At 44.9% G+C, this 26,139-nt stretch carries 23 protein-coding genes, 1 tRNA gene and 1 pseudogene; 19 read left to right on the forward strand and 6 right to left on the reverse strand.

What is annotated here, in order from left to right; genetic code table 11:
- Positions 1–116: 116 nt before the first annotated feature.
- The 9 genes from ACED25_RS13465 to hflX all read left to right on the forward strand — a co-directional run bounded on the left by ACED25_RS13465 (position 117) and on the right by hflX (position 11,234).
- The gene (locus tag ACED25_RS13465) at positions 117–758 is read left to right on the forward strand and encodes a LysE family translocator (protein WP_009848508.1); all 642 of its coding nucleotides are present in this window, start codon (positions 117–119) and stop codon (positions 756–758) included.
- A 516-nt stretch (positions 759–1,274) separates the two neighbouring features.
- Positions 1,275–2,732, forward strand: a complete 1,458-nt coding sequence (locus tag ACED25_RS13470) for a protein adenylyltransferase SelO (RefSeq protein ID WP_371695449.1) — start codon at positions 1,275–1,277, stop codon at positions 2,730–2,732.
- Between the two features lie 157 nt (positions 2,733–2,889).
- Entirely contained in the window at positions 2,890–3,618 is a 729-nt protein-coding gene (locus ACED25_RS13475; protein ID WP_017104017.1) for a response regulator, read from the forward strand.
- A gap of 72 nt (positions 3,619–3,690) precedes the next feature.
- Positions 3,691–5,136 (forward strand): ATP-binding protein, encoded by a 1,446-nt coding sequence (locus tag ACED25_RS13480; protein WP_017104018.1) that lies wholly within the window; start codon positions 3,691–3,693, stop codon positions 5,134–5,136.
- 110 nt (positions 5,137–5,246) lie between these two features.
- Complete coding sequence (locus ACED25_RS13485; RefSeq protein WP_012603467.1) at positions 5,247–6,494, forward strand: ABC transporter substrate-binding protein; 1,248 nt, start codon at positions 5,247–5,249, stop codon at positions 6,492–6,494.
- Between the two features lie 181 nt (positions 6,495–6,675).
- Entirely contained in the window at positions 6,676–7,614 is a 939-nt protein-coding gene (locus tag ACED25_RS13490) for a carbohydrate ABC transporter permease (RefSeq protein WP_009848503.1), read from the forward strand.
- Positions 7,611–8,468, forward strand: a complete 858-nt coding sequence (locus ACED25_RS13495) for a carbohydrate ABC transporter permease (protein WP_009848502.1) — start codon at positions 7,611–7,613, stop codon at positions 8,466–8,468. The genes ACED25_RS13490 and ACED25_RS13495 overlap by 4 nt, the downstream gene beginning before the upstream one ends.
- A gap of 6 nt (positions 8,469–8,474) precedes the next feature.
- Positions 8,475–9,587 carry an ABC transporter ATP-binding protein gene (locus ACED25_RS13500; RefSeq protein ID WP_102515594.1) on the forward strand — a complete coding sequence of 371 codons (1,113 nt, stop codon included), beginning with the start codon at positions 8,475–8,477 and terminating at the stop codon, positions 9,585–9,587.
- 279 nt (positions 9,588–9,866) lie between these two features.
- Positions 9,867–11,234 carry a GTPase HflX gene (gene hflX / locus ACED25_RS13505; protein WP_012603471.1) on the forward strand — a complete coding sequence of 456 codons (1,368 nt, stop codon included), beginning with the start codon at positions 9,867–9,869 and terminating at the stop codon, positions 11,232–11,234.
- A gap of 95 nt (positions 11,235–11,329) precedes the next feature.
- Here hflX and minE read toward each other — a convergent pair whose 3' ends face one another.
- From minE to minC, 3 genes are read right to left on the reverse strand one after another with little or no spacing between them, the layout of a single operon-like run.
- The gene (minE, locus tag ACED25_RS13510) at positions 11,330–11,593 is read right to left on the reverse strand and encodes a cell division topological specificity factor MinE (protein WP_009848499.1); all 264 of its coding nucleotides are present in this window, start codon (positions 11,591–11,593) and stop codon (positions 11,330–11,332) included.
- Positions 11,594–11,599: 6 nt separating this feature from the next.
- A complete protein-coding gene (gene minD / locus ACED25_RS13515; RefSeq protein ID WP_009848498.1) occupies positions 11,600–12,412 on the reverse strand; it encodes a septum site-determining protein MinD in 813 nt (270 codons plus the stop codon).
- A gap of 22 nt (positions 12,413–12,434) precedes the next feature.
- A complete protein-coding gene (minC, locus tag ACED25_RS13520; RefSeq protein ID WP_009848497.1) occupies positions 12,435–13,097 on the reverse strand; it encodes a septum site-determining protein MinC in 663 nt (220 codons plus the stop codon).
- A 219-nt stretch (positions 13,098–13,316) separates the two neighbouring features.
- Here minC and ACED25_RS13525 point away from each other — a divergent pair, with 219 nt between their 5' ends.
- From ACED25_RS13525 to ACED25_RS13545, 5 genes are all read left to right on the forward strand, one after another.
- Positions 13,317–13,607, forward strand: coding sequence for a YcgL domain-containing protein (locus tag ACED25_RS13525; protein ID WP_009848496.1), 291 nt, complete (start codon positions 13,317–13,319; stop codon positions 13,605–13,607).
- A 30-nt stretch (positions 13,608–13,637) separates the two neighbouring features.
- Positions 13,638–14,636, forward strand: a complete 999-nt coding sequence (locus ACED25_RS13530) for a lytic transglycosylase domain-containing protein (RefSeq protein ID WP_009848495.1) — start codon at positions 13,638–13,640, stop codon at positions 14,634–14,636.
- A gap of 152 nt (positions 14,637–14,788) precedes the next feature.
- Complete coding sequence (locus tag ACED25_RS13535; RefSeq protein WP_009848494.1) at positions 14,789–15,709, forward strand: LysR family transcriptional regulator; 921 nt, start codon at positions 14,789–14,791, stop codon at positions 15,707–15,709.
- Positions 15,710–15,914: 205 nt separating this feature from the next.
- The gene (locus ACED25_RS13540) at positions 15,915–17,114 is read left to right on the forward strand and encodes a NupC/NupG family nucleoside CNT transporter (RefSeq protein ID WP_102249267.1); all 1,200 of its coding nucleotides are present in this window, start codon (positions 15,915–15,917) and stop codon (positions 17,112–17,114) included.
- Positions 17,115–17,299: 185 nt separating this feature from the next.
- Positions 17,300–19,114 carry a cation:proton antiporter gene (locus ACED25_RS13545; protein WP_371695450.1) on the forward strand — a complete coding sequence of 605 codons (1,815 nt, stop codon included), beginning with the start codon at positions 17,300–17,302 and terminating at the stop codon, positions 19,112–19,114.
- Positions 19,115–19,265: 151 nt separating this feature from the next.
- Here ACED25_RS13545 and folD read toward each other — a convergent pair whose 3' ends face one another.
- Positions 19,266–20,123, reverse strand: coding sequence for a bifunctional methylenetetrahydrofolate dehydrogenase/methenyltetrahydrofolate cyclohydrolase FolD (gene folD, locus ACED25_RS13550; protein ID WP_012603477.1), 858 nt, complete (start codon positions 20,121–20,123; stop codon positions 19,266–19,268).
- Positions 20,124–20,334: 211 nt separating this feature from the next.
- Between folD and ACED25_RS13555 the strand changes: the two genes are divergently transcribed.
- A tRNA-Arg gene (locus tag ACED25_RS13555) sits at positions 20,335–20,411 on the forward strand.
- 270 nt (positions 20,412–20,681) lie between these two features.
- Positions 20,682–21,767, forward strand: a complete 1,086-nt coding sequence (gene aroC / locus ACED25_RS13560) for a chorismate synthase (RefSeq protein ID WP_004734182.1) — start codon at positions 20,682–20,684, stop codon at positions 21,765–21,767.
- Between the two features lie 113 nt (positions 21,768–21,880).
- On the opposite strand, the gene ACED25_RS13565 is transcribed toward aroC, so the two are convergent.
- Positions 21,881–22,504, reverse strand: coding sequence for a trimeric intracellular cation channel family protein (locus tag ACED25_RS13565; protein ID WP_004734183.1), 624 nt, complete (start codon positions 22,502–22,504; stop codon positions 21,881–21,883).
- A 299-nt stretch (positions 22,505–22,803) separates the two neighbouring features.
- Between ACED25_RS13565 and ACED25_RS13570 the strand changes: the two genes are divergently transcribed.
- The 3 genes from ACED25_RS13570 to ACED25_RS13580 all read left to right on the forward strand — a co-directional run bounded on the left by ACED25_RS13570 (position 22,804) and on the right by ACED25_RS13580 (position 24,317).
- The gene (locus ACED25_RS13570) at positions 22,804–23,334 is read left to right on the forward strand and encodes an elongation factor P hydroxylase (RefSeq protein ID WP_029225616.1); all 531 of its coding nucleotides are present in this window, start codon (positions 22,804–22,806) and stop codon (positions 23,332–23,334) included.
- A 9-nt stretch (positions 23,335–23,343) separates the two neighbouring features.
- Positions 23,344–23,607 carry a YfcL family protein gene (locus ACED25_RS13575; protein ID WP_009848738.1) on the forward strand — a complete coding sequence of 88 codons (264 nt, stop codon included), beginning with the start codon at positions 23,344–23,346 and terminating at the stop codon, positions 23,605–23,607.
- Positions 23,608–23,795: 188 nt separating this feature from the next.
- Positions 23,796–24,317: an NADPH-dependent FMN reductase gene (locus ACED25_RS13580; RefSeq protein WP_371695451.1), complete on the forward strand. Its 522-nt coding sequence runs from the start codon at positions 23,796–23,798 to the stop codon at positions 24,315–24,317.
- Between the two features lie 154 nt (positions 24,318–24,471).
- Here the strand turns inward: ACED25_RS13580 and mnmC are convergent.
- Positions 24,472–26,085: pseudogene (gene mnmC / locus ACED25_RS13585) on the reverse strand (FAD-dependent 5-carboxymethylaminomethyl-2-thiouridine(34) oxidoreductase MnmC); the annotation flags it as partial.
- Positions 26,086–26,139 lie beyond the last annotated feature (54 nt).

Genomic DNA, 26,139 nt, shown 5'->3' on the forward strand with positions numbered 1-26,139 from the left:
GGGATAAGTAAACAGCACAGAGTGAATGTGCTCAATATTTAGTTGCTTAATATGAATAGCTATTACATATTGGTGCTCAATATTTAGTCGTTTTAGTGAGTTAAGGAGAATTCGCGATGACCTTTGATACATGGATTTATTATTTGCTAGCGGTGTTGATCTTAACGGCATCACCAGGGCCAAGCTCTTTGTTGTGCATGACTAAGGGTGTGCAATCTGGCTTTAAGTTATCGATATTTACCGCCTTGGGTAGCGTGACTGCCATTACCGGAATCCTTACGTTATCTTTTACCGGTTTAGGGGTGATCATTGCTTCGTCAGAAGTGGTGTTTAATATCATTAAGTGGACGGGGGCTGCTTACCTTATTTATCTCGGTTGGAAGTCGTTACGATCGAGTCAGCAAGATTACGACAAGTTATCGAATCAACAAGCCGGCTCTCAACCTGTTAAAGAAAGCGCTGCACAGCATTATGTCAGTGGCTTTATTGTTGGTGCGAGTAACCCAAAAGCTATCCTGTTTTTTACCGCACTTTTTCCTCAGTTTATTGACCCATCGATAGCGCTATTTCCTCAATTTTTGGTGTTCGCTTTGACCTTCGTTGTGATGGAATTGTCTTGGTTACTGGTTTATGCCTACCTAGGTGCGAAATCATCAAATTGGTTGTTTGCTAAAGGTAGAGCCAAGGTTTTTAATCGTGTGACTGGTGGTGTCTTTATCGGTGCTGGGGCGCTGCTTTCTACTACAAGCAGAGCGTAATTTTCAATTTATCAAAGGCCTGAATAGTTACAGAAAATTATTCAGGCTGTAATAAAAGGTTAATATTAATGTGCTTGCTGATATCGGCATAAAGTCGATATATTGGTGTTACACCATCACATTCTCAGGAGAGATATATGCAGCATCAAGAAATGATTCAACACAGTAATTTTGGCGTAATCAGTCGTACTTGGATTTTCTCTACCCTTTCTCTTCTGGGTATTCTTGCTCTAATGTAGTCAGCTTCATGGCTCTATATTTTCAGTTTTATTATGAATATACTTTTCAAAAAGTCTTCAAAGTTAGAACTCTTACACTCGTAAATGTGGCTCTTCTCATCAGGCTAGCCACTTAACCTTTTCTTAGCTGTACCTTCCTCTCAGTAACCTTTTCTCTGAATAATCTCTTTGTCTGATTAGCCCCCTTTATCTCAATAGACTCACTGCATTACCTGATCTGAAGTTGTTATCAAACTGTGATAATCTTAAGTTATCTTTTATCTACAGTGTATCTCTCATGTCTGTCTGGGATTCTATTTCATTTAACAATCGATTTACGGCATTACCTCGATTGTTCTATACCCCAATTCAACCTACACCGCTAAACAATGTTCAATGGCTCGCATGGAACCATAACCTTGCGGATGAACTCGGCTTTCCGTCATTTGAGGGCGCCTCAGAGGAATTGCTTGAGACGTTGTCGGGCAATGTTGAACCTGAGCAATTCTCGCCAGTAGCAATGAAATACGCAGGCCATCAGTTTGGCTCTTATAACCCCGATTTAGGTGATGGAAGAGGGCTGTTATTAGCTCAAGTTGTCGCGAAAAGTGGTGAAACGTTCGACTTACACCTTAAAGGTGCGGGTAAAACGCCCTATTCTCGTATGGGCGATGGTCGTGCTGTTATTCGATCAACCGTTCGTGAGTACTTATGTAGCGAAGCGATGGCAGGGCTTAATATTCCAACCACTCGCGCATTGGCGATGATGACTAGCGACACACCCGTTTATCGAGAGAAGCAAGAGTGGGGCGCATTGCTGGTGCGTGCTGCTGAGTCACATATTCGTTTCGGTCACTTTGAACATCTGTTCTATACCAATCAGTTGGCTGAGCATAAGTTGCTGGCCGACAAAGTCATTGAATGGCACTTCCCGAAATGCCTCGATGAAGAGAAACCCTACGCTGCTATGTTTAATCAGATTGTTGATCGTACTGCAGAAATGGTCGCGCTGTGGCAAGCGAATGGTTTTGCTCATGGGGTGATGAACACCGATAACATGTCTATCATAGGGCAAACCTTCGATTATGGCCCGTTCGCCTTCTTAGATGAATATGATCCTCGCTTGATCTGTAATCACTCCGACTATCAAGGTCGTTATGCCTTTAATCAGCAGCCTAGAATTGGATTATGGAATTTGTCGGCACTGGCTCATTCTCTTTCGCCGCTGGTGGATAAAGCCGATTTAGAGGCCGCGTTAGAACAGTACGAACCACAAATGAACGGTTATTTCAGTCAGCTGATGCGCCGTAAGTTAGGATTGCTTTCGAAACACGAAGGTGACAGTCGCTTGTTTGAATCTATGTTCGAACTGATGTCACAAAACAAAGTCGACTACCCAAGATTCTTTAGAACGTTGTCGAACCTAGATACATTGCCGCCGCAAGACGTGATTGATTTGGTTATCGACCGCGAGGCCGCAAAGCTATGGGTGAATAACTACTTGCAACGCTGTGAATTGGAAGAGAGTTCAGTGGCCGATCGCTGTGAAAAAATGCGACAAGTAAACCCGAAATACATCCTCAGAAACTACCTAGCCCAGCTTGCGATAGATAAAGCTGAGCGCGGTGATAGCAGCGATATTGATGCACTAATGGTGGTGCTGGCAGACCCTTATGCGGAACATCCTGACTACGAACATCTTGCTGCCTTGCCGCCTGAGTGGGGCAAAGCAATGGAAATCAGCTGTTCCTCTTAACCTCCTATGATTCTTTGAGTCGCTAAGTACAGGTAGAGGTCACTAAGATGTGATCTTTATCTGTTTGTTCGTCTAACTTTACAAACATGTCAATAATCAAATAATCGGCCAGCCTATACACTATGTGAATAAGTTGTAAATTTAATAGGTTTGGGCGATGCCAACAAATACTCGAATTCTCGTGGTGGATGATGATCAAGAAATCTGCGAGCTGCTGGAAGAGTACCTCACAAAATCGGGTTTCGATGTTTCTTCGGTGGGAGATGGTGTTGAACTCGAAACTCATCTGCAAAACAATGGTTATCCAGACCTGATTCTGCTTGATGTGATGCTACCCGGTGACGACGGTTTTACCTTGTGTCAGCGAGTCCGAAAACAATCCAATGTGCCTATCATTATGTTGACAGCGGTATCGGATGAAACCGATCAGATTATCGGCTTAGAAATTGGTGCAGATGATTACATCGCGAAGCCGTTTAGCCCTCGTCAGTTAATGGCTCGAATCAAAGCGCTATTACGCCGTGTTCAAGTGGTGGACGACAAGCCAAGTGATGCACTGCCAAAGCAGATTATTTTTGGTGATTGGACGCTCGATACGCTCGCGCACCGAATCTATCACAACGAAAACTCAGAAGAGATGGACTTGTCGGGCAGTGACTTTTCTTTGTTGATGTTGTTCTTAACTCGTCCTAACGAAGTTCTCGACCGTGACACAATATCTTTCGCTACCAGAGGCCGTGAAGCGCTGCCTTTTGAACGTGGCATTGACGTACAGCTTAGCCGCCTGAGAAGCCGACTGGGCGACAGTGGTAAATATCCTCACTACATCAAAACCATGCGCGGTAATGGCTACATTCTTGCTGTGCCGGTTCAGTATGAACACTAAGCATGACCTACTGTTAATCAAGTAACGCAAATAAAGTATTTCCAATGAAGTATTCTGGATGAAATATCTCGTATGAACTGGATGAGTTGGTTGAAACCAAATTCGTTAGTCGCAAGAACCTTATTGTTGACGCTGTTAGCCGTGGTAATAGCTCAGGGCATCGCAACGTCTATATGGTATAGCGAATCAAAACACAAAGAGCTGGAAGGGATTCGTTCTGCTTCGTCGAGTATGGCGAACATGTTTGCTTCAACGGTGACTTTTTTTCAATCTCTACCCGTTAAATATCGTCATATCGTGTTGGATCAAATCCGCAATATGGGTGGTACGCGTTTCTTTGTTTCTTTCAATAAAGAGGCTTTGATTGTCGAACCGATCCCGGATACCCGACTAAAAACCGCATCGATAGAAGCGATAGAAAGTGTTTTAAGTAGCAAGCTCAATAAAGTCGAATCAGTTCGGGTGGATTTCTCTCGCCCTGAACATCTTCGCTTGCTTAAAAATGACATCTACTTGAGCGATCTCCCGCGATCGTGGGCACATCATACTTTAACGTTAGAGCCTCTTAATCCGCCAATTCTGGTGGTTCAAATAGAATTAACCAGCCACGAATGGGTTTATATCGCTGCGTTGTTGCCAGCGCCATATGTAAAACTCGACGATACGATTCTCGGTCGTGAGCAAGTAATTTTCTTAGTTTCCTCGACACTCATTCTATTGGTTTTGACTTATTTGATGATTCGTCGTCAAGTACGTCCTCTTAAAAAGTTAGCAAGAGCGGCTAATGAGATGAGCATGGATATTCAGCAGCCTCCGCTAAACGAAGAAGGGGCGACTGAACTGGTCACCGCAACCCGAGCCTTTAATCGCATGCAGCAACGGATTCGTCGCTATGTTGCCGACCGAGAGCACCTTTTTTCTGCGATCTCCCATGACTTAAAGACACCAATAACACGTCTAAGATTGCGTGCAGAGTTGTTGGAGAGTGAAGTAAAGAAAGACAAATTCAATAAAGATCTCGATGAGCTCGAGATGATGGTCAAAGGTGCTTTGCAAGCGGTAAGAGACACCGATCTACACGAGAATAATGCCATTATTGACCTCAACGAAATGGTACTTTCTGTTATTGAATCTCATAACCAGTATCAGACAAAAGTTGAGTTTGAGCCGGTCGTCATTGAGCCATTAGTCGCGAAACCACTGGCGATTAAGCGTGTACTGACCAACTTAATTGACAACGCGGTTAAGTATGGTTCATCAGCTGTCGTGGAAGTTAGTGGTGATGAGCTTTGGGTTGTCGTGACTATTCAAGACCGTGGGAATGGCATTCCTGAAGACAAGTTAGAGATGGTTTTTGAACCCTATTTTAGGCTAGCAACGGATGATCAAGGACACGGACTTGGCCTCGGGATCTGCCGAAATATCCTGCACGGACACGGTGGAGATCTCATTATTCGCAACTCCTCTCAAGGTGGCTTGGAAGTCAAAGTCTATATCCCAACAGGCTTAGAAGTGTAGTGTAACAATCCTGTTACATTGGGCTTACCTTTTGTTTCAATCTTACCAGTCAGAATAAGTAGACTCTTTAATGAACCGGACGTCGAGTCCGCTAAACATGGAAGATAATAATGAAAATCAATAAAACCCTACTTACTCTATCTCTTCTTGCTGCCTCAACATTTTCTCAAGCTGGTGAAGTGGAAGTGCTCCACTGGTGGACTGCCGGTGGCGAAGCGAAATCCGCTGCCGTACTGAAAGAGATGATTGAACAACAAGGCCATACTTGGAAAGACTTCGCAGTTGCTGGTGGCGGCGGTGAAAGTGCGATGACTGTTTTGAAAACGCGAGCAGTATCGGGCAATCCACCTTCTGCAGCGCAGATTAAAGGTCATGATATTCAGGAGTGGGGTGGTTTAGGTTTTCTAACGTCTCTCGATGCGACTGCTAAACAAGAACAATGGGATGAACTACTACCAGAAGTAGTGACTAAAGTGATGAAGTGGGATGGTGAATATGTGGCAGTTCCTGTCAACGTTCACCGTGTTAACTGGCTTTGGGCAAACCCTGTTGTTTTAGAAAAATCGGGTGTGACAGTTCCAACGACATTAGATGAGTTCTTTGTTGCTGCAGACAAGATTAAAGCGGCTGGCTTCATTCCACTGGCTCACGGTGGTCAACCTTGGCAAGATGCGACCGTATTCGAAGCCGTAGCACTTGATGTATTAGGCAGTGAAGATTACAACAAAGCGTTCGTTGATCTTGATATGGACGTATTATCTGGCGACAAAATGGTGGAAGTGTTCACCAAGTTCAAAAAGATGCGTGATTACATCGACAGCAACTCTCCAGGTCGTGATTGGAACGTCGCAACTTCAATGGTTATTAATGGCGAAGCCGCGATGCAGATCATGGGTGACTGGGCGAAAGGTGAATTTACTGCGGCAGGCAAAGTGCCAGGTAAAGACTACATTTGTGCACCAGCACCGGGTACTGACGGCCAATTTACCTTCAATATCGATAGCTTTGCGTTCTTCGAGTTAAGTGACAAAGAGAACCAAAAAGCGCAGCAAGACCTAGCAAAAACCATTCTTACCAAGGATTTCCAAGAAGTCTTCAACCTTAACAAAGGTTCTATCCCTGTACGTCTAGATATGGACATGTCTAAATTCGACCAATGTGCGTTGGATTCAATGGCTACCTTCAAAGCGAGTGCTGAATCGGGCGATCTTGTTCCGAGTATGGCTCACGGCCTAGCAACAACAAGCTATGCTCAAGGCGCTATCTATGACGTAGTGACCAACTTCTTCAACGAGAAAGATGCCGATCCTAAACAAGCGGCAGCTAAGTTAGCAAAAGCAGTGAAAGCGGCTATCTAATCTAACTTGATAAGTGACACACAACGCACGTGAGTGACGGGCTGTGTTGCTTTATCGAACCCCCAGGGTGGGTAGGCTCGTAGGGAGCCTATCTGCTCTTCACTCCCAATTCTGATATGCGTGATGCTGATGTGGTGCCGAAAGGTAAGCCATTGGCTCGATTGTGCAACAAGGATAAGTTATGGAGCATGTTTTGACTGAGTCGACTCCAAAACCCACAAGGAGCCAGCCTGCACCGAAACCGAGTTTTGCTGACAGGTTGCAACATTGGTTACCTAAAATTGTACTGGCGCCGACTGCGTTAGTGACCGTGGTGTGTATCTACGGCTATATATTTTGGACGGCAGCGCTGTCGTTCACCAACTCTCGATTTCTACCTAGCTTTAACTTCGTTGGTTTAACCCAATATGAAAAGCTGATGGATAACGATCGCTGGATCACCTCAATTACCAACCTCGGTGTGTTTGGTTTTCTATTCATGGCGATTGCCATCTTGCTTGGTGTTGGTTTAGCGGTATTGCTTGACCAGAATATCCGTCAAGAAGGGGCGATTCGTACCATCTATCTCTACCCAATGGCGTTGTCATTCATTGTGACGGGTACGGCGTGGAAATGGATTCTTAATCCGGGTCTTGGCATTGAAAAACTGATGCAAGATTGGGGATTTACTGACTTCAAATTTGATTGGCTAGTCGACTCCGAAATGTCGGTGTATACCTTGGTTATCGCGGCACTTTGGCAGTCTTCAGGGTTTGTGATGGCGATGTTCTTAGCAGGTCTGCGTGGCATCGATTCTTCAATCATTAAAGCGGCGCAAATTGATGGGGCAAGCTTACCTACCATCTATCTCAAAATCATTCTGCCTTGTTTGCGCCCAGTGGTCTTCAGTGCGGTGATCATTACGTCGCACATTGCGATTAAGAGCTTCGACCTTGTGACCGCAATGACGGCAGGTGGCCCCGGTTATTCATCGGATCTTCCTGCGCTATTTATGTACGCACACTCCTTTACTCGCGGACAAATTGGCCTTGGTGCTGCCAGTGCCATGATGATGCTTGCTGGTATCTTAGCGATTCTCGTGCCTTATCTTTACTCTGAACTTAGGGAGAAAAAGTCATGATGAATAACATCAATTTTGCTCGAATCTTTATTTATTCAGCACTGCTTTTCTTCTGTTTAGTGTACCTAATGCCATTGTTCGTCATGGCGCTGACGTCATTCAAAACCTTGCCTGATATCAAGGCGGGTAACTTGATGAGCTTGCCGAAAGAGTGGGTGTTCGATGCTTGGTATAAAGCGTGGGATACCGCCTGTACGGGCGTGAAATGTGAAGGCATCAAAGGCTACTTCTGGAACTCGTTCCAAATGGTGATTCCTGCGGTTGCGATTTCAACATTGTTGGGTGCATTCAATGGCTATGTCGTGACGAAATGGCAGTTCAGAGGATCGAACCTGTTCTTCAGCTTGTTGTTGTTTGGCTGCTTTATTCCATTCCAAGTGGTGTTGCTTCCAATGGCAACCATGTTAGGAAAAATGGGTTTGGCTAACACAACTATCGGCTTGGTGATTGTGCACGTTATCTACGGCATGGCGTTTACCACACTGTTTTTCCGTAACTTCTACATCTCGATTCCTGATGAATTGATCAAGGCGGCAAAGCTCGATGGTGCTGGCTTCTTTACGATTTTCTTCAAGATCTTATTACCGATCTCGACACCAATCATCATGGTGACGGTGATCTGGCAGTTCACCGCGATTTGGAATGACTTCTTGTTCGGAGTGGTCTATTCCGGCTCAGAGACTCAGCCGATCACCGTGGCATTAAACAACCTAGTCAATACCAGCACTGGCGTTAAAGAATATAACGTCGACATGGCTGCCGCGATCATCGCTGCACTGCCAACGCTGTTGGTGTATGTCTTCGCAGGAAAATATTTTGTTCGTGGCCTAACGGCAGGATCAGTAAAAGGATAATTACCCATGGCAACATTAGATTTAAAACAGATCCGTAAAACCTATCGCAACGCGGACAACGAAACGTTAAAGGGCATCGACATCAGTATCGATTCGGGGGAATTTTTGATACTTGTCGGCCCTTCGGGGTGTGGAAAGTCCACCCTAATGAACACCATTGCTGGGCTCGAAAATATTAGTTCGGGTGAAATCGTGATTGATGGTGTTGACGTGGCTCAGGTTGAACCTAAAGACCGCGACATTGCGATGGTATTCCAGTCTTACGCGCTTTATCCCAATATGACGGTACGCGGCAATATCGCTTTCGGTTTGAAGATTCGTAAGATGCCGCAACAAGAGATCGATGCAGAGGTAAACCGAGTAGCGGAAATGCTGCAAATCGAACAGTTGCTTGATCGTAAACCGTCGCAGCTTTCTGGTGGTCAGCGTCAACGTGTCGCGATGGGACGCGCTCTAGCTCGTCGTCCTAAGCTGTATCTATTTGATGAGCCGCTTTCAAACCTGGATGCCAAGTTACGTGTTGAGATGCGTCATCAGATAAAGCGTCTGCACCAGAAGCTGAATACCACGATTGTTTATGTAACCCATGATCAGATCGAAGCGATGACTCTCGCTGATCGCATCGCAGTAATGAAAGACGGTGAACTGCAGCAGTTAGGCACACCACAAGAGATCTACACCAAGCCAAACAATATGTTCGTAGCGGGCTTTATGGGCTCACCATCAATGAACTTCATTAAAACCATGGTGGACTTGGATGAGGAACAGAATCCGATCATCAAAGTAACTGGCACGGCAGAGCAAGAACACCACATTCGATTGCCACAGAGCATGCGTGACCAAGATGGCAAAGAATTGGTGATAGGGCTGCGTCCTGAGCACATTACCGAGCAGCAGGGTGACGATGTTTCTGCCTCTACAAAGCTAGACTTACAGCTAGAGGTATTGGAACCGACAGGGCCAGATACTATTGCGATGGTTAAAGTGAATGACCAAGAAGTCGCGTGTCGCTTATCGCCAGAATTTGAAGTGTCCGTTGGGCAAATGGCACCACTGCATTTTGACTTATCAAAGGCGGTATTCTTCGATGCTCAAACCGAAGCGAGAATCGACTTCTAACTTCTAGTTGCTGAGTTAGTTTAACAATCAAAGTTCATGTCTAAATCAAAGGCAGTATCACCAACTACTAATAAGTAACGTGATGCTGCCTTTTTCGTTGTCTATACTTGCTTTTTATCCCTTATAAAAACAGAGGGATAAACGATATATATGCTTCTACTGCAATAATATCTTGATTTAGTATCCCTTAGCTCTATAAAGCTGACGTAGAAACGCGTAGGATCACACTACTTTAGATCAAATACTAGGTTGCACTTTGGTGCATAGACAGAATAAAACATGAAACTAACAGCAAAACCAGCGGCGAATAACGCTTTACTTATTTCTATTACGACACCGGATTTTAAAGGTGACGAAGCAAAAGAGTCTCTTGCCGAACTTGCTCGCTTAGTGACAACCCTAGGGTTTAAAGTCGTCGGTACGCAATCGCAACACCACAGTTCATCTCAAAGACAGAATGTGTTGGGTGCAGGTAAGCTCGCCGAAATTGCACATCTAACTGGTTACCAAGGCTCTATTGAAGAAGCTGAAGATGAAGACTTTCTTGATGAGTCGGGTTTGTTTGATTCTGAAATCGATGAGCTAGATTTTGATGATCTTCCAACGGGCAATTTCCAATACGGTGCCGCTGATGTTGTGGTATTTGACTGTGATTTAAGTCCATCTCAAATGCGTACTGTTGAGGCGAGTTTGGGTGTGGAAGTATTTGACCGTACTGGCATCATCATCGAAATCTTTAGCCGCCACGCTCGTACTCGTACTGCTCGTCTGCAAGTTGATATTGCTCGTTTAAACTACTTAGTGCCACGTCTTCGTGAAACGGCTGAGGGCGATAAAGAGCGTCAAATGGGTCAGGGCGCCGGTGAAACTTCACTAGAGCTAGACCGTCGTAACGTACGTGACCAAATTGCTGCGCTTAAGCGTGAGCTAGTAAGCGTACAAGATGAAATGAAGACCCGACGCACAAGGCGCGCGGAGCTTTTCACTGTTGCTTTAGTTGGCTACACCAATGCCGGTAAGTCTTCGATGATGCGTGCAATGACCGCAACCGAAGTGGTGGGTGAAGATAAACTGTTCGCAACGCTAGATACGACGGTTCGTGCGCTTCAGCCGATTACTCAACCGCGTATTCTGGTTTCAGATACAGTGGGTTTCATCAAGAAATTGCCACACGATCTGGTTGCATCATTCCACTCAACGCTAGCAGAAGCGCACGATGCTTCATTGTTGCTTTATGTGGTTGATGCTTCTGATGTTTCATTCCGCGCACAACTTGATGTGGTACACGACGTATTAGCACAAGTGGGTGTTGAAGGCAGCGAAAAACTATTAGTGCTGAATAAGTGCGATAGATTGACTGAAGAACAGCAATTAGAGCTGATCGAAGAATTCCCAGATGCGATGCTAACGTCGACTCGTGATCCGCTAGATATTACGAAACTGCACAAGTACATCGTTGGTGTTGCTGAAGAAGGTATGATCGAAGAAGAGATCACTATCCCTTATTCTGGACAAGGCATTATCGGCGAGATTCGCTCAAACATGAGTGTGGTTAAAGAAGAGTACGATTACGAGTGTATTAAGTTGACTGTTCGCTCTAGTGAAATTGATTTAGCTCGACTGAAAAAGCGTATGCAGAATTCTTAATCTTTTATAGCGTTTAGACACAAGTTCAAATACCAAAAAAGAGAGCCTAGGCTCTCTTTTTTATTGAATCGTGATAAGCACAGCTCGAGCTCTGCTTATCGGTCTTCTTCTGGAAGTTTGACGTTCAGTTCTAATACTGAGATGTCGTCATCTTTGTGTTCGAAAGTCAGATCAACCATTGATGGATCGACGTCAACGTACTTCGCAATACACTTCAAGATGTCTTCTTTTAGTTGCGGCAGATAAGACGGTGCTGGGTCGTCATGGCTGCGTCGCTCGGCAACAATGATCTGCAAACGCTCTTTAGCTAGGTTTGCGGTTGTCTTTTTTTGTGGTCTAAAAAACTCTAGTAATGACATTGCGAATTAGCCCCCGAACAGTCTTTTGAAGATGCCTTTCTTCTGTTCCGTTAAGAAACGGAAGTCCACTTGGCTACCCAGTAGTCGCTCTACAGTATCATTGTAAGCCATACCTGCATCGGTTGCTTCGTCAAAAATAACTGGAACACCTTTGTTCGACGCGTTCAGTACTGCTTGGCTCTCTGGGATGACACCCAGTAGAGAGATGTGAAGAATCTCTTCAACGTCTTCAACACTTAGCATCTCACCTTGAGTTACACGTGCTGGGTTGTAGCGAGTCAGTAAAAGGTGCGTTTTCACTGGTTCTAAGCCATCTTCTGAACGACGAGACTTAGAATCAAGAATACCGAGAATACGGTCTGAATCGCGTACAGAAGAAACTTCTGGGTTAGTCGTAACAATCGCTTCATCAGCAAAGTAAAGCGCCATCAGAGCGCCTTGCTCGATACCTGCAGGAGAATCACAGATGATGAAATCAAAGCCCATTTCATCTAGTTCATCAAATACACGACGAACACCATCTTTTGTTAGTGCATCTTTATCACGAGTTTGAGAAGCCGGAAGAATGAATAGATTCTCTGTGCGCTTGTCTTTGATCATCGCTTGGTTCAGTGTCGCTTCGCCATTGATAACGTTAACGAAGTCGTACACAACACGACGCTCACAACCCATGATTAAATCTAGGTTACGCAGACCGATATCAAAGTCGATAACTGCGGTTTTCTTCCCTTTTAAAGCTAAGCCTGAGGCAATAGCTGCACTGGAGGTCGTTTTGCCTACCCCGCCTTTACCTGACGTTACAACGATAATGCGTGCCATTTTGTTTTCCTTTTTATTTCTCTTATATTGCGAGGACATCAACGTGTAATACATCGTTTGCCATACTGAACATGGTTTTCTTCTGCCAGTACTCGCTTTCAATTTGATCGCTGAGCCAGTAATTTCCAGCAATGGAAACCAGCTCGGCTTGTAAATCGTTACAAATTATTTTTGCTTCAGTTTGACCACTCGCGCCTGCAATCGCACGACCGCGTAAAGTACCATGGATATGGATGCTGCCATCGGCTATGACTTCTGCGCCAGCACTCACATGGCTGAGGATCAATAGATCGCCATCTTTTGCATACACTTGCTGACCAGAACGAATAGGCGTTCTCACCACTTTTATCGGAGCCATCTTCGCTGGAGCTTGAGAAGGCGATTTACTGGCTGTCATCACTGCAAAACCAGCTTCTTTCGCTAGGTTCTGCATACGTTTATCCGAACAACCAGCCACACCTACTGGGATCATGCCCGCTTGAGATATACCCTCTTTCAGTTGCACAAAATCGATATCACCCGCGACTTTGCTAATATTGATAACAACAGGCGCAGCAGCGAAAAAAGTGGGAGCTTGGTTTACTTTTTCTTGAAGAAAAGACACCGCATTTTCGACTTGATCATCGGATAAGTGCAAAACAGATAGCGTAAAACTGCTACCTTTTAGATCTGGATTACTAGACATCGAAAACTACAGGACCTCAATAGCGGATTGGTACAATTTCTTTATCAATAAAATAAAGGGCGTTGCCTGAAACTTGGTTTATCATGTTATATTCCCAAACCAAGCACAGCAAGTAATCTTGTTGTCAAATGAACGTTTTGTTCCCAATATTTCCCTTAACATAAACTATTGATCTCGTAAGTGAGAGTTTTGTAGTCATAAACAATAAAAAGGTTTGTCATGCTGTGTTCTATATATAAAAGTTCAAAGAAAGAAGGAACATACCTTTATATCCCTAAGAAGGATGATTTCTCACAAGTTCCTGACGCATTGATGCAAATGTTTGGTAAACCTAGTTTTGTAATGGTAATTAAAATGGATGGCCGTAAACTGGCGCAAGTGAACATCGATAAAGTGAGAGAATCACTGAACACCGATGGTTTCTTTTTGCAGGTTCCGCCACCACCGGTTAATGAACTTGAACTTCATAAAGAGCGTAAAGCTCAGCAAAACGTTCAAGACGAAGAGTGATAGCTACCTTAATTCAGGGAGGAGTGATCGTTGAGTAAATTTTCGAAAACCATATTGGCTGTGTCGGCCTTACTATTGGGTAATAGCCTGACGATTGGTTCAGTTCAGGCTGAAGAGCTGAGCTTTGAGCAATATGTAGAGAAACTAAAGCAACAAGGCCGTGCAGAAGGCATCTCTGAAACGATCATTGATCAGGCCTTTGATGGTGTGACGTTTAAGCCAAGAGCGGTGAAAGCCGATAAGAATCAACCTGAGAAAAAACTGACTCTGGATGAATACATTCCACGCGCGGTTCCAGATTGGAAAGTGAAGCAGGCGAGATCGCTCTATAAGAAGCATTATTCAGCGTTGAAGCGCATTGGTGATGAATATGGTGTTCAACCAAGATTCATTGTCGCGCTATGGGGTGTTGAGAGTAACTTTGGTAAGTTCACGGGTAACTACAGTGTTATTGATGCTCTCACGACTATGGCCTATGAAGGACGTAGAGAAGCCTTCTTCCGTAGTGAAGCGATGGCGGCGTTGAAGATTCTTGATCAAGGTCATATTGCACCACAAGAGATGAAAGGATCCTGGGCTGGTGCGATGGGGCAGCCTCAGTTTATGCCAAGCTCATTCTTAGCTTATGCCGCTGACGGTAACGGCGACGGCAAGAAAGATATTTGGGGTACTGAAGAGGATGTATTTGCTTCAGCGGCGAATTATCTCAGCCAATCGGGTTGGGATGACAAATATACTTGGGGCCGTCAGGTTCACGTACCGTCGACTGTGTCTATTGAAATGCAAGGCCGAGGCGAAGACAAAGCGAAATACTTAAAAGAGTGGTCTGAGCTCGGTATTAAGCGCTTTGACGATCGCCCACTACCAACGCTTGATGAAGATATTAAAGCTTGGCTAATTATGCCAGACGATGAAACTGGCCGTTCTTACCTCATTTACAACAACTACAATGTGTTAATGAAGTGGAATCGTTCTTACTACTTTGCTTTGGCAGTTAGCCACTTAGCAGACAGAATTAAGTTTGATTAATCGACCTAATTTGATTAACAGATTTAGGTCGCTTTGAATAGCATTTGGCCTACCATAGGCAGAACGAACTAAAGGACTCTTCGGAGTCCTTTTTCTTTTATATTTCAGAGATTTTTAAAGGTGGCCTTGTGCTAACAGATAGAGCCGCACAGATGGTGATATTCCATGCGTTAATCAAGCATGAAGGCTTTACCAGTGCAGCAAAAAGTTTGAATGTGTCGGTGTCTCACATCAGTAAGCAAGTTGCTTTGCTCGAGGATTCGATAGGTATCAAGCTGGTGCAACGAACCACACGCAGCCTGACACTAACTGAAGCAGGGGAAGTGTTCTATCAACATTGTGAGCAGCTGTTCAATACGGTGAAAGCGGCTCAAATGGATATGGATAGCCAGCGTGACGACATTTCTGGAATATTCCGCATAGGCTTGTCTCAGTCATTTGGCACACTGCATATCATTCCAGCGATTGATCAGCTCAGACAGCTCTATCCGCAGCTGAGAATTGAAGTGCATTTGTTCGATTACAAAGTGGATATGATTGAGGAGCGCTTGGATCTTTGGATCACCAATAATGAAGACCTGCCAGAAGGTTATATAGCGCAGCGTTTAGCCGACAGCCAATTTGTGGTAGCCGCATCACCGGATTATCTGATTAAAGCTGGTACTCCTCATGTGCCATCTGATCTGATTGACCATAACTGTCTTATCTATCGCAGCCGTGAACGAGACTACACGTCATGGGCGTTTGATAACGGGCAAGAAAACCTCAGTGTCAAAGTGGCGGGCGATTACTCGGTGGATTTGGCTGAGGCGGTACGAGACGCAGCTGTATCTGGGTGGGGTGTTGCTTATTTGGCGACTTATTTAGTCAAAGAGGAGTTTAGAACAGGCAAGTTAATCCAAGTATTACCAGAATGGAGAGCCAGTCAGTTGATGCCATTCTATGCCGTCTATCCGAGTCGAAAGAACATGCCAAAGAAGCTTTCAGCAGTGATTGAGTTCATCAAACAGCATGTTGGTTCGCCGACGTATTGGGACAAAAACCTCAAAACTTGCGTTGAGCTGCATCGTTAATTGTTTCCTAATTCATAAATATAATTTCCATATGGAAAAAGTATGCTTTTTGAACAAGTTAATCCATTAAAATTCAATGCTTTAATCTAATCTTGGGCAAGTTGCTGATAATCCCAACATCACATTAACAACCGCACCTTGCCGCAAACGATTTCCTCTATACAATGCGTCGCCTTTCCTACCTACAACTTTTAGGTTGACGCATATGGCTTCCCTACTTGGAATTATCACTATTTTAGTAGCCGCTTGGTTACTATCTACGGACAGAAAAAATATCCCGCTAAGAACTGTCTCTTTGGCTTTCTTACTGCAAATCTCATTCGCGCTATTGGTTCTTTATGTGCCAATGGGTAAAGAAGCGCTGAATGCAGCTACTGGTGCGGTGTCTAGCTTGATCAACTACGGTCAAGAGGGGATTAACTTCCTATTCGGTGGCCTAACGAATAACGGATTTGTTTTCGCTATTAATGTTCTCGGCATCATTATCTTTTTCTCTGCATTGATTTCAGGTTTGTATCACATCGGCTTTATGCCAAAGGTGATCAACATAATCGGCGGTGCTTTGCAGAAGTTTCTAGGCACAGGTCGTGCGGAGTCACTGTCTGCAACGGCAAACATTTTTGTTGGCATGATCGAAGCGCCATTGGTGGTTAAGCCTTACCTAAAACATATGACGGACTCACAACTGTTTGCTGTGATGGTATGTGGTTTGGCTTCTGTTGCTGGCGGCACGCTAGTGGGTTATGCATCGCTGGGTGTTGACCTAAACTATCTGATCGCTGCGGCATTCATGTCGGCACCAGCCGGTCTATTGATGGCTAAAATCTTAGTACCAGGCAGCCCAGAGGATGTTCAAGAAGATATTGAGTCTGGTGTAGAGATTCCACGAGCAACAAACGTAGTTGAGGCAATGGCAGATGGGGCTATGTCTGGACTTCGTATTGCCGTTGCGGTGGGTGCGACACTTCTAGCCTTTATCAGTGTGATTGCGATGCTGAATGGCTTGTTAGGTATTGTTGGTGGCTGGTTTGGCGTAAACCTAAGCTTCGAACTTATCCTAGGTTATGTGTTCGCACCCGTTGCATGGCTGATCGGTGTACCGTGGTCTGAAGCTGTGGTTGCAGGTTCGCTGATCGGTAATAAGATTGTTGTGAACGAATTTGTAGCTTTCATCCAGTTAATGGACGTAAAAGATGCACTGAGTGAGCACTCAAAAGCGATCGTTACTTTTGCACTATGTGGTTTTGCTAACATCTCTACCATGGCGATTCTGATTGGCGGTTTGGGTAGCTTAGTTCCAGAGCGTCGCTCTTTCATCTCACAATATGGCTTCAAAGCGATTTGTGCGGGTGTGCTTGCCAACTTAATGAGCGCTGCGATCGCTGGCGTGGTGCTTTCTCTGTAGCTAGATAATAAGTACAGAGTGGATGAGTCAGTCACTTTATTTCCCCTATAGTAAAGTGACTGATTAATCACACTAATATTCGGTTAGCACGAAAAAGAGAGCCTATAGTTTAATGACATAGGCTTTCTTGTTTCAGCAAATAGGTTTGTATCACAAGGTGTGGTGCAAATTTTTTAGGGGCACAAATGGATTTGTCGATTACTTCATCCTTGGCGTTAATTGGACTGCTGTCCTTAACGTGTCAATTGTTAGGCTGGCGCTTACGTCTTCCTGCTATTCTTCCTCTTCTTATTGTCGGCCTACTTTTAGGTCCCGGTCTTAACATCCTTAATCCCGATGCCATTTTTGGTGACGTGCTATTTCCGCTGATTTCATTAGGTGTCGCTATTATTCTGTTTGAAGGTGCATTGACCCTGAATTTCAAGGAAATAAGAGGTCATGGTCGTATGGTGACGCACCTCGTGAGTTTCGGCATGCTGATTACTTGGGCGTGTATTGTTGTTGGTGCTTATTACTTTGTGGACTTCAGTTGGCCATTAGCCGCGCTGTTTGCTGCCTTAGTGGTGGTGACGGGTCCAACCGTTATTGTTCCCATGCTGCGCAGCATTCAGCCCAAATCTTCGTTAGGCAGCATCTTGCGCTGGGAAGGGATAGTGATAGATCCGATTGGCGCTCTGTTTGCCGTTCTCGTTTACGAATACATTGTTTCTTCAGCCGATCCTACAAGCCATGTACTGTCGGCTTTGGGGCTGACTCTAGCCATCGGTTTAGGCTTAGGGATCATCGGTGGCTATTTGATTGCCAAGATGCTGAAAGGGCATTGGGTTCCGCACTATTTGCGTAACGTGGCAGTCTTGACGTTGATGTTGGCGGCATTCTCTTTTTCTAATGATCTGAGTGAAGAGTCTGGCCTATTAACCGTGACCATCATGGGTATCTGGCTCGCCAACGTGAAAGGCTTGGATCTTGAAGATATTATTGAGTTCAAAGAGACCCTAACCGTGTTACTCATTTCTGCCTTGTTTATCTTACTGGCGAGTCGACTTGATTCTGGGACTTTCCTTTCGATAGGTTGGGGCGGTATTGGCTTATTAGCGGTCGTCATGCTGGTGGCTCGTCCTTTGAGCGTGTGGATCAGCGGGATCGGCACGGATCTTACTTCAGCAGATAAATGGTTTTTGAGCTGGATGGCACCTCGCGGGATCGTTGCTGCCGCAGTTTCTTCTCTGTTTGCTATCAAACTTCAAGAGAAGCAATTGATTGAAGGGGCTGATCTACTGGTGCCAATGGTGTTCTTGGTCATCATCGGTACGGTTGTGATTCAAAGCCTTACCGCAAGTTGGTGGGCGAGAAGGTTGGGTGTGACTCAAGAGAAAGCGCAAGGGGTTATCTTCTTTGGCGCGACTCATTTTGCAAGACAGTTTGCCAAGGTGCTGGCGACACACAACATCAACAGTGTACTTGCCGATACCAACTGGGAAAGCATTCGTTTGGCGCGTATGGATAACCTGAGTGTCTATTTTGGTAATCCAGCCTCAAGCCACGCGGAAAATAATCTGGAATTGGACGGGATAGGGCGCGCGATGATCGTCTCGCCTTATCGTCAAACCAATCCATTAGTCAGCATGCATTATCAAGATGAGTTTGGTGAAAATAAGGTGTTTGAGCTTGAATCGACAGAAACTAAACACGAAAGGCATTCAGTGAGCCGAGATGGTAACAGAAGCCTGTTTTCGGAAGGAATTACCTATTCCAAGCTTAACTCCTTGATGGCTCAAGGCAGCCAAATTAAGAGCACGGGATTGACCGATGCGTTTGACCTTAATGAGTTTAACGCGCTGTATCCTAAAGCGATTCCACTCGGTGTGATTACTGGTGGTGATTTCCGTTTAGTAACACAAGGTTCTGATTTGGAAAAACTCATATCAACGGAGTGTGCGATCATTAGTTTATTGCCGCCTTCTGAACAGACGGAAAAAATCGAGATACCAGATAAGTAGCAACGAGCACTGCATCAGAAGCGAGTTGCCCTGATTCAAAAAAGCCGCAACGTTCATCACGTTGCGGCTTTCTAATTCTGCTCTAGCTTGTTTTACTCTAGGGCGAGGCAATTCATGCCAACGGTATTACTATCGAAGCTGTCATTGCGGACTATTTCGAGTGAAACTGCTCACAAGCGATCATTGTGTTCTCAATTAGGCTTGCTACAGTCATTGGACCAACACCACCCGGAACTGGTGTGATGAAGCTTGCGCTCTCTTTCGCGACATCGTATTCAACGTCGCCAACGAGTTTGCCAGATTCCAAACGGTTGATGCCTACATCGACCACAACAGCCCCTTTCTTAATCCAAGCACCAGGAATGAAGTTAGGCTTACCAACTGCTACCACAACAACATCTGCTTGACGTACATGACCCTCAAGGTCTTTGGTGAAGCGGTGACATGTTGTCGTCGTACAACCGGCTAGAAGAAGCTCTAACGTCATTGGGCGACCTACGATGTTTGATGCGCCAACCACAACCGCGTGTTTGCCACGTAAGTCGATGTTATAACGGTCAAGCAGCGTAATGATGCCTTTAGGCGTACAAGAGCGAAGCTTAGGCATACGCTGAGCCAAACGACCTACGTTGTATGGGTGGAAGCCATCAACGTCTTTTTCCGGCGTGATGCGCTCAAGAACTTGAGTGCTATCAATACCAGCTGGTAGAGGAAGTTGAACAAGAATACCGTCAATCTCCGGGTCTTCGTTCAGTTGGTCTACCAGTGTTAATAATTCGTCTTCTGTCGCAGTGGCTGGCAAGTCGTAAGATTTAGATACGAAGCCAACTTCTTCACATGCTTTACGTTTACTTCCTACGTAAACCTGAGAAGCAGGGTCTTCACCCACTAAAACAACCGCTAGGCCCGGAGCGCGTAATCCAGCTTGAGTGCGAGCTTTTACACGAGCCGCAACTTCAGAGCGAACCGTTTGAGAAATTAGCTTTCCATCAATATTTTGAGCAGTCATGAATTTCCTTAGTATTGATATTCAAGTTAGTGGCTGATGTTTTTGGCGCATTATTCCAGAAAATCTTTTTGATTACCATCAAGCAAACGTTTGCTTTGTTCTATTTTCCAACACTTATAATCTCATTGCCCTTTTTTTACTCACTTGGATCAGAATGTTACACAAAGCCGTTGCTTTACTGATTCGAATTCGTATAATCCTTTCCTGTAGCGCGCCCTTAGCTCAGCTGGATAGAGCACCTCCCTTCTAAGGAGGTGGTCGAAGGTTCGAATCCTTCAGGGCGTACCACTATTTAAAGAAACCCGATAACTCTCTGAGTTGTCGGGTTTTTTGCTTTCTCACCATAATAAAAACAATCATCTCCGATCGCCACTCATTTCCCCTCGTTATTCATTTCATTCGGCTGATGTAATAGAAAGTTAAAATTGTTGGTTTTTTGGGGTTTACATCATTTGGTAATAAAGCCAATATGAATTCACGAAGAATAGACAAGTAAAGCTGTTAGCCCGTAGGTTTAGGAATCAAACCTTCTGCTCAATGGCTGATTTAGAGGAAGTAATGGCAGGAAACAGTATCGGACAACATTTCCGCGTGACTACGTTCGGAGAAAGTCACGGTATCGCACTAGGATGTATCGTAGATGGATGCCCACCAGGATTAGAAATTACCGAAGCAGACCTTCAAAGAGATTTGGATCGTCGTCGCCCAGGTACTTCTCGTTATACAACGGCTCGCCGTGAAGCGGATGAAGTGAAAATCTTATCAGGTGTATTTGAAGGCCAAACTACGGGTACTTCTATTGGTCTATTGATTGAAAATACAGACCAACGCTCTAAAGACTATTCCGAAATTAAAGACAAGTTCCGCCCTGGCCACGCTGATTATACCTACCATCAAAAGTACGGTGTGCGTGATTACCGAGGTGGCGGTCGCTCTTCTGCTCGTGAAACTGCAATGCGTGTTGCGGCAGGTGCGATTGCGAAGAAATACCTTAAGCAAGAATTTGGTGTTGAAATCCAAGCTTATCTTTCTCAAATGGGTGATATCTCAATTGATAAAGTGGATTGGAACGAGATCGAAAACAACGCTTTCTTCTGCCCTGATGCCGACAAAGTGCCTGAATTTGACCAACTGATTCGTGACTTGCTAAAAGAAGGCAACTCGATCGGTGCGAAGATTCAAGTGGTTGCGACTAAAGTGCCTGTAGGCCTTGGTGAGCCAATCTTTGATCGTCTAGATGCAGACATCGCGCACGCTCTAATGAGCATCAATGCGGTGAAAGGTGTTGAGATTGGTGATGGCTTCGATGTCGTCAACCAACGCGGTAGTGAACACCGTGATCCATTAACTCCAGAAGGCTTCAGTAGCAACCACGCTGGCGGTATCTTAGGCGGTATTTCTACTGGCCAAGATATTGTGGCAAGTATTGCACTTAAGCCAACATCAAGCATTACTGTACCTGGTGACACCATCACTAAAGACGGTGAAGCAACACAGCTAATCACTAAAGGTCGTCACGACCCATGTGTTGGTATTCGTGCAGTGCCTATCGCAGAAGCGATGTTAGCGATTGTATTGCTTGATCACTTGCTGCGTCATCGTGGTCAAAACTTTGGTGTGACAACAGAAACGCCAAAAATCTAGTTCTGCTTCGTTTTATTCAGAACCGATTTGAAACTGATTTGAGAGAAATCAAAAAGGGTTGCTTCGTAATGAAGCAACCCTTTTTATATTCTGCGTCATTGAAAATATATTATCTAATGCACAGAGCTTTCCGGATCAAGCTGGAACGAAGGCAAGCGCCATTTGAATCTCACTGCTGCCATGCGCAGTAAATAGCCTACAACCAATGTCACGATCGTCGCGGTCACATCGTTTATGCCTAGTTCAAGAAGACCTAAGTACAAGCCTGAAGCGACAAGGGCGACAGATGCGTACAACTCTTCATGCAAGACTAGTGGCGTTTGACGACAGATAAGATCGCGCAGCAGGCCACCAAACACGCCAGTCACTAATGCAGACACCATACAAATCATTGGGTGCAGACCCATGGTCATCGCTACTTTAGTACCAATGATACTAAATACGATAAGCCCCAACGCATCCAAACGAATGAACAAGCCTTTTAGCTTGATTACCCATTTGGCTAATCCCGTTGTGATAACACCAGCAATACAAGTGATCGCCAGATACTGGGGGTTTTCAACCCAGCCTAAAGGGTAATGGCCGAGTAAAATATCTCTTACTGTACCTCCGCCAATTGCCGTTGCACTCGCAACCAGCATTACACCAAACCAATCCATTTTTTGTTTGCCAGCACTGAGAGCACCGGTCATGGCTTCTGCCGTGATGCCAATGATATACAAAACACTTAGTAGCATTGCTGTAGCTCTATAATTTAGGTCTATAAATTGGAGTCTTATAGGCCATAGGGATATAAAAATGAAGCGCGAGTGTAGTAGTAAAAACGCTGATTGACGAATGAATATTTGTACCGTGAATAGGCATTTCAGATTAGCTAAACTAATCATTCACCTCAAAGTGGTGTAATCTGGGATCAGCAATCGATTGTCATCGTAAAGTATTATGATGAACCTAATGTCATTGCCAGTGATAGGGCTTTACCGAGCGCTTAAAAAAACGCAAAATGCCCCAGTTCTTTTTACTTAAATTTGATCTTATGACACACCAATACCCAGACATCATCGACATTTTCAATCAAACCTTTTTCGAGAGCTTCAATACTAAGCTAGAACTGGGAGCGGACGAGCCTATTTACCTGCCAGCCGATGAGGAGATTCCTCATCACCGTATCGTTTTTGCTCGTGGCTTTTATGCTTCAGCACTTCACGAGATAGCGCACTGGTGTGTGGCTGGTCCTGAGCGTCGTTTATTGGAAGATTTTGGTTACTGGTATGAGCCTGATGGCCGAACAGAGTCGGTTCAAGCTGAGTTTGAAAAAGTGGAAATTCGCCCACAAGCGTATGAATGGATCATTGCGACCAGCGCAGGCTTTCCTTTTAATGTTAGCTGTGACAATCTACACGGCGATTTTGAGCCAGATCGTTTGGCCTTTATGAACAAAGTACACAGCGAAGTCATGGGTATCTTTGAAGCTGGTCTGCCGCCTCGCGTGAAAATGCTCTCTGAAGCATTACGCAGCTTCTACGATGTAGAACCTTTATGTACTAGCCAATTTATTGTGAAATAAGAGAATATTATGATTATCGAATTTGAAGAAAAACTACTTGAATTAATTGATGCTCGCATTGAAAACGCATCAGATGATGAACTGTTTGCTGGTGGTTACTTACGTGGTCATATTTCTCTTTCAGTAGCTTCATGTGAAGAAGACGGTATTGAAGACGTAGCAGAAGTTAAATTGCGTATTGAGAAGAGCCTAGAAGACGCACGTTCTGAATTGACGCCAGCCGATCGTACGATCGTTAATGACCTTTGGGTTGAGCTGCAAAACCAAGCTTAATTTTAGTCGTTTAGCATTATTCGTCTACCGTAATTCGCTCACAACTCTCCCTCCTCATTTTTGAGCGAACCAATAATTTGAGACTCATTCGAATTTTTTGAATGAGTCCGTTCAATCCTTGTGATGGTTCCATTTTCTGACTACGTTATTCTAATCCCACTTAACGGAATCACAGAAAAGGTCACATCATGAAAGTTATCGCATTTGGCGCAAGCACCAGCTCTACCTCTATCAACAAAACTCTAGCAACTTACGCAGCTAACTTGATTGAAGGTGCTGAAGTCAAAGTTCTAAACATCAACGATTACAACGTTCCTATGTTCAGTGAAGACACTGAAAAAGAGATTGGTCAAGCGGAAGGTGCTCAAGCATTCTTACGTGACCTAGCAGAAGCTGACGCATTTGTTATCTCTTTCGCTGAGCACAACGGCCACTACCCAGCGGCGTACAAAAACCTATTTGACTGGGCGACACGCATTGAGCGTTCAGTATTTGGCGAGAAACCTGCGGTTTACTTAGCGACATCACCAGGCCCTGGTGGCGCACAAACGGTACTAGGTGCAGCAACGGGTTCAGCACCATACTTTGGCGGCAACGTAAAAGCGTCAGTTTCGGTACCAAGCTTCTACAATAACTTCGATTTTGAATCTGGTTCTATCAGCAACGAAGAGATTGCTCAACAGATCAAAGACGCGGTTGCTAAGCTGTAAATACTGCTTCGTTTAGAGCATCAGTTTAGAGCAACACGAACATCAAAAAGCCCGAGGGACATAATGTCGCTCGGGCTTTCTAGCTTTTAGCCTTTAGTTTTAGATATTTCTGATATTCAGAAACTTCAGATGTTCAGAATAGCTGAACTAGAAACTATGAATTTGATTTAGAGTGCTTGTCTGCAACCCATCCAGCCGTTAATGCCTTACCTTTACGCAGTCTGCGTACCCACATTCGACTTGGGTGAATCGCCTCAAGCACATCAACAGGCAAGGGCAGCGGATCGCCACAGATCTGTGATGCTAACACTTCGGCCAATAATGGTGCAGAGCTCAAGCCACGTGAGCCTAGCCCGATAAAGCAGTATAGGTTAGGGAAGCTTGTTACCGTTTCAACATCCTCAACCGAGTCACGCTGCGGGTTGAAGTTGTGCAGGTCTTGGTACTGCTCCTTAATGGCTTCAAAGTCACCAACGTTTCCGACAAACGGAAGGTGGTCACGGCTTACGCTTCGGATACCTTGGCGCGCTAAGTTGTCACTGGTGTCGACATCTTTTGTCCATGCTTGGTCTGGTAACGACCCATGTAGGCGCTCGCCATTGTGCTGCTGAACCTCAATATCAAATTCTTGGTCGATATTGGTTTTGTCGTAGTTCGCACCAATACAGTGATGCCCATTGTTTGGGTTCTGTGGCGTCAAATAACCATCAAAACACAACACCGTTTTTAGTTGACTGAGGTTTTCTGTGCTCGGGATATGGCTCACTTGCCCTTTAACTGGCGTCAGAGGTACGGGGCGAGTTTGTTCAAACTGAGTGAATTTGTGTCCGTTCGCGACAACTACTTGGTCGTGCTTGGTTTGAATCTCACCTTGAGGTGTCTCAAGTGTCAGCAACCATTGCTGTTCTGTTTCTAACCATTCAAGTTGCGTTACTTGATGTTGATAGTGCGCGCTCACTTGGTTGGTCTCTTCTAACCTGCCAATCAAACCTTGAGTCAGTTGGAGAGGGCTTAACCAACCTCCCAGTGGAAAGTAAACACTCTCTTTATTAACCGGTAGGCCAATCTTTTCATTCGCTTGTTCTGGCGATAAACGCTGAATCAGATCTGTGTGGAAATTGCCTTCTAACATGCGATTGAGCTTTTTAGTGGAACCTTCATCCCACATCAGAATATTCACGCCACACCAACTGTAGTCAAACTCAATAGATTGTGCCGCCTGATTAATAAACTGACGAGCAAACAGTAACCCTGGACCAAACACGCGAGACACGTTCGATGTCGCTTCGCTGAGTAGCGGATAAATGGCACCTTGATTGTTGCCAGAGGCATTGCCCGCTGCTTGTGGGTGTTCACAATAAAGGGTGATGTTTTTACCACGTCGGCTTAGCGTTTTGGCTAATGCAGCACTGGCGACACCACCACCAATGATCGCAATGTCTTGTGATTCACTGTGCTCTGAAAGGCCATACCAAGGTTTAATGTTGGTGTGAGCGTGCTTCTCATCAAGTCGCCCGGCAATCATTTCCCGCTTAGTACCAAAGCCTTTAACTTTTTTCATCGCAAAGCCAGCTTCGATTAAACCGCGGCGAACAAAACCGGCAGCGGTAAACGTTGCACAGCTGCAATCTTGTTTTGCCAGTTTGGCCATGCCGTTGAATAGGTTTTGATTCCACATTTCAGGGTTTTTGCTTGGAGCAAAGCCATCTAAGAACCACGCATCGACTAAACCTTTGCGAGGGGTCGGCACGTTTGGCATACAATCCTGGCTCTTCTCCGCTTAGATGAGCTTGATTTCTGGGTAAAAGGTAGAGTGAGTTTC

Origin of the sequence: Vibrio sp. 1F263 (genome assembly GCF_041439035.1) — a bacterium.
Taxonomy (GTDB): Bacteria; Pseudomonadota; Gammaproteobacteria; order Enterobacterales; family Vibrionaceae; genus Vibrio; species Vibrio tasmaniensis_A.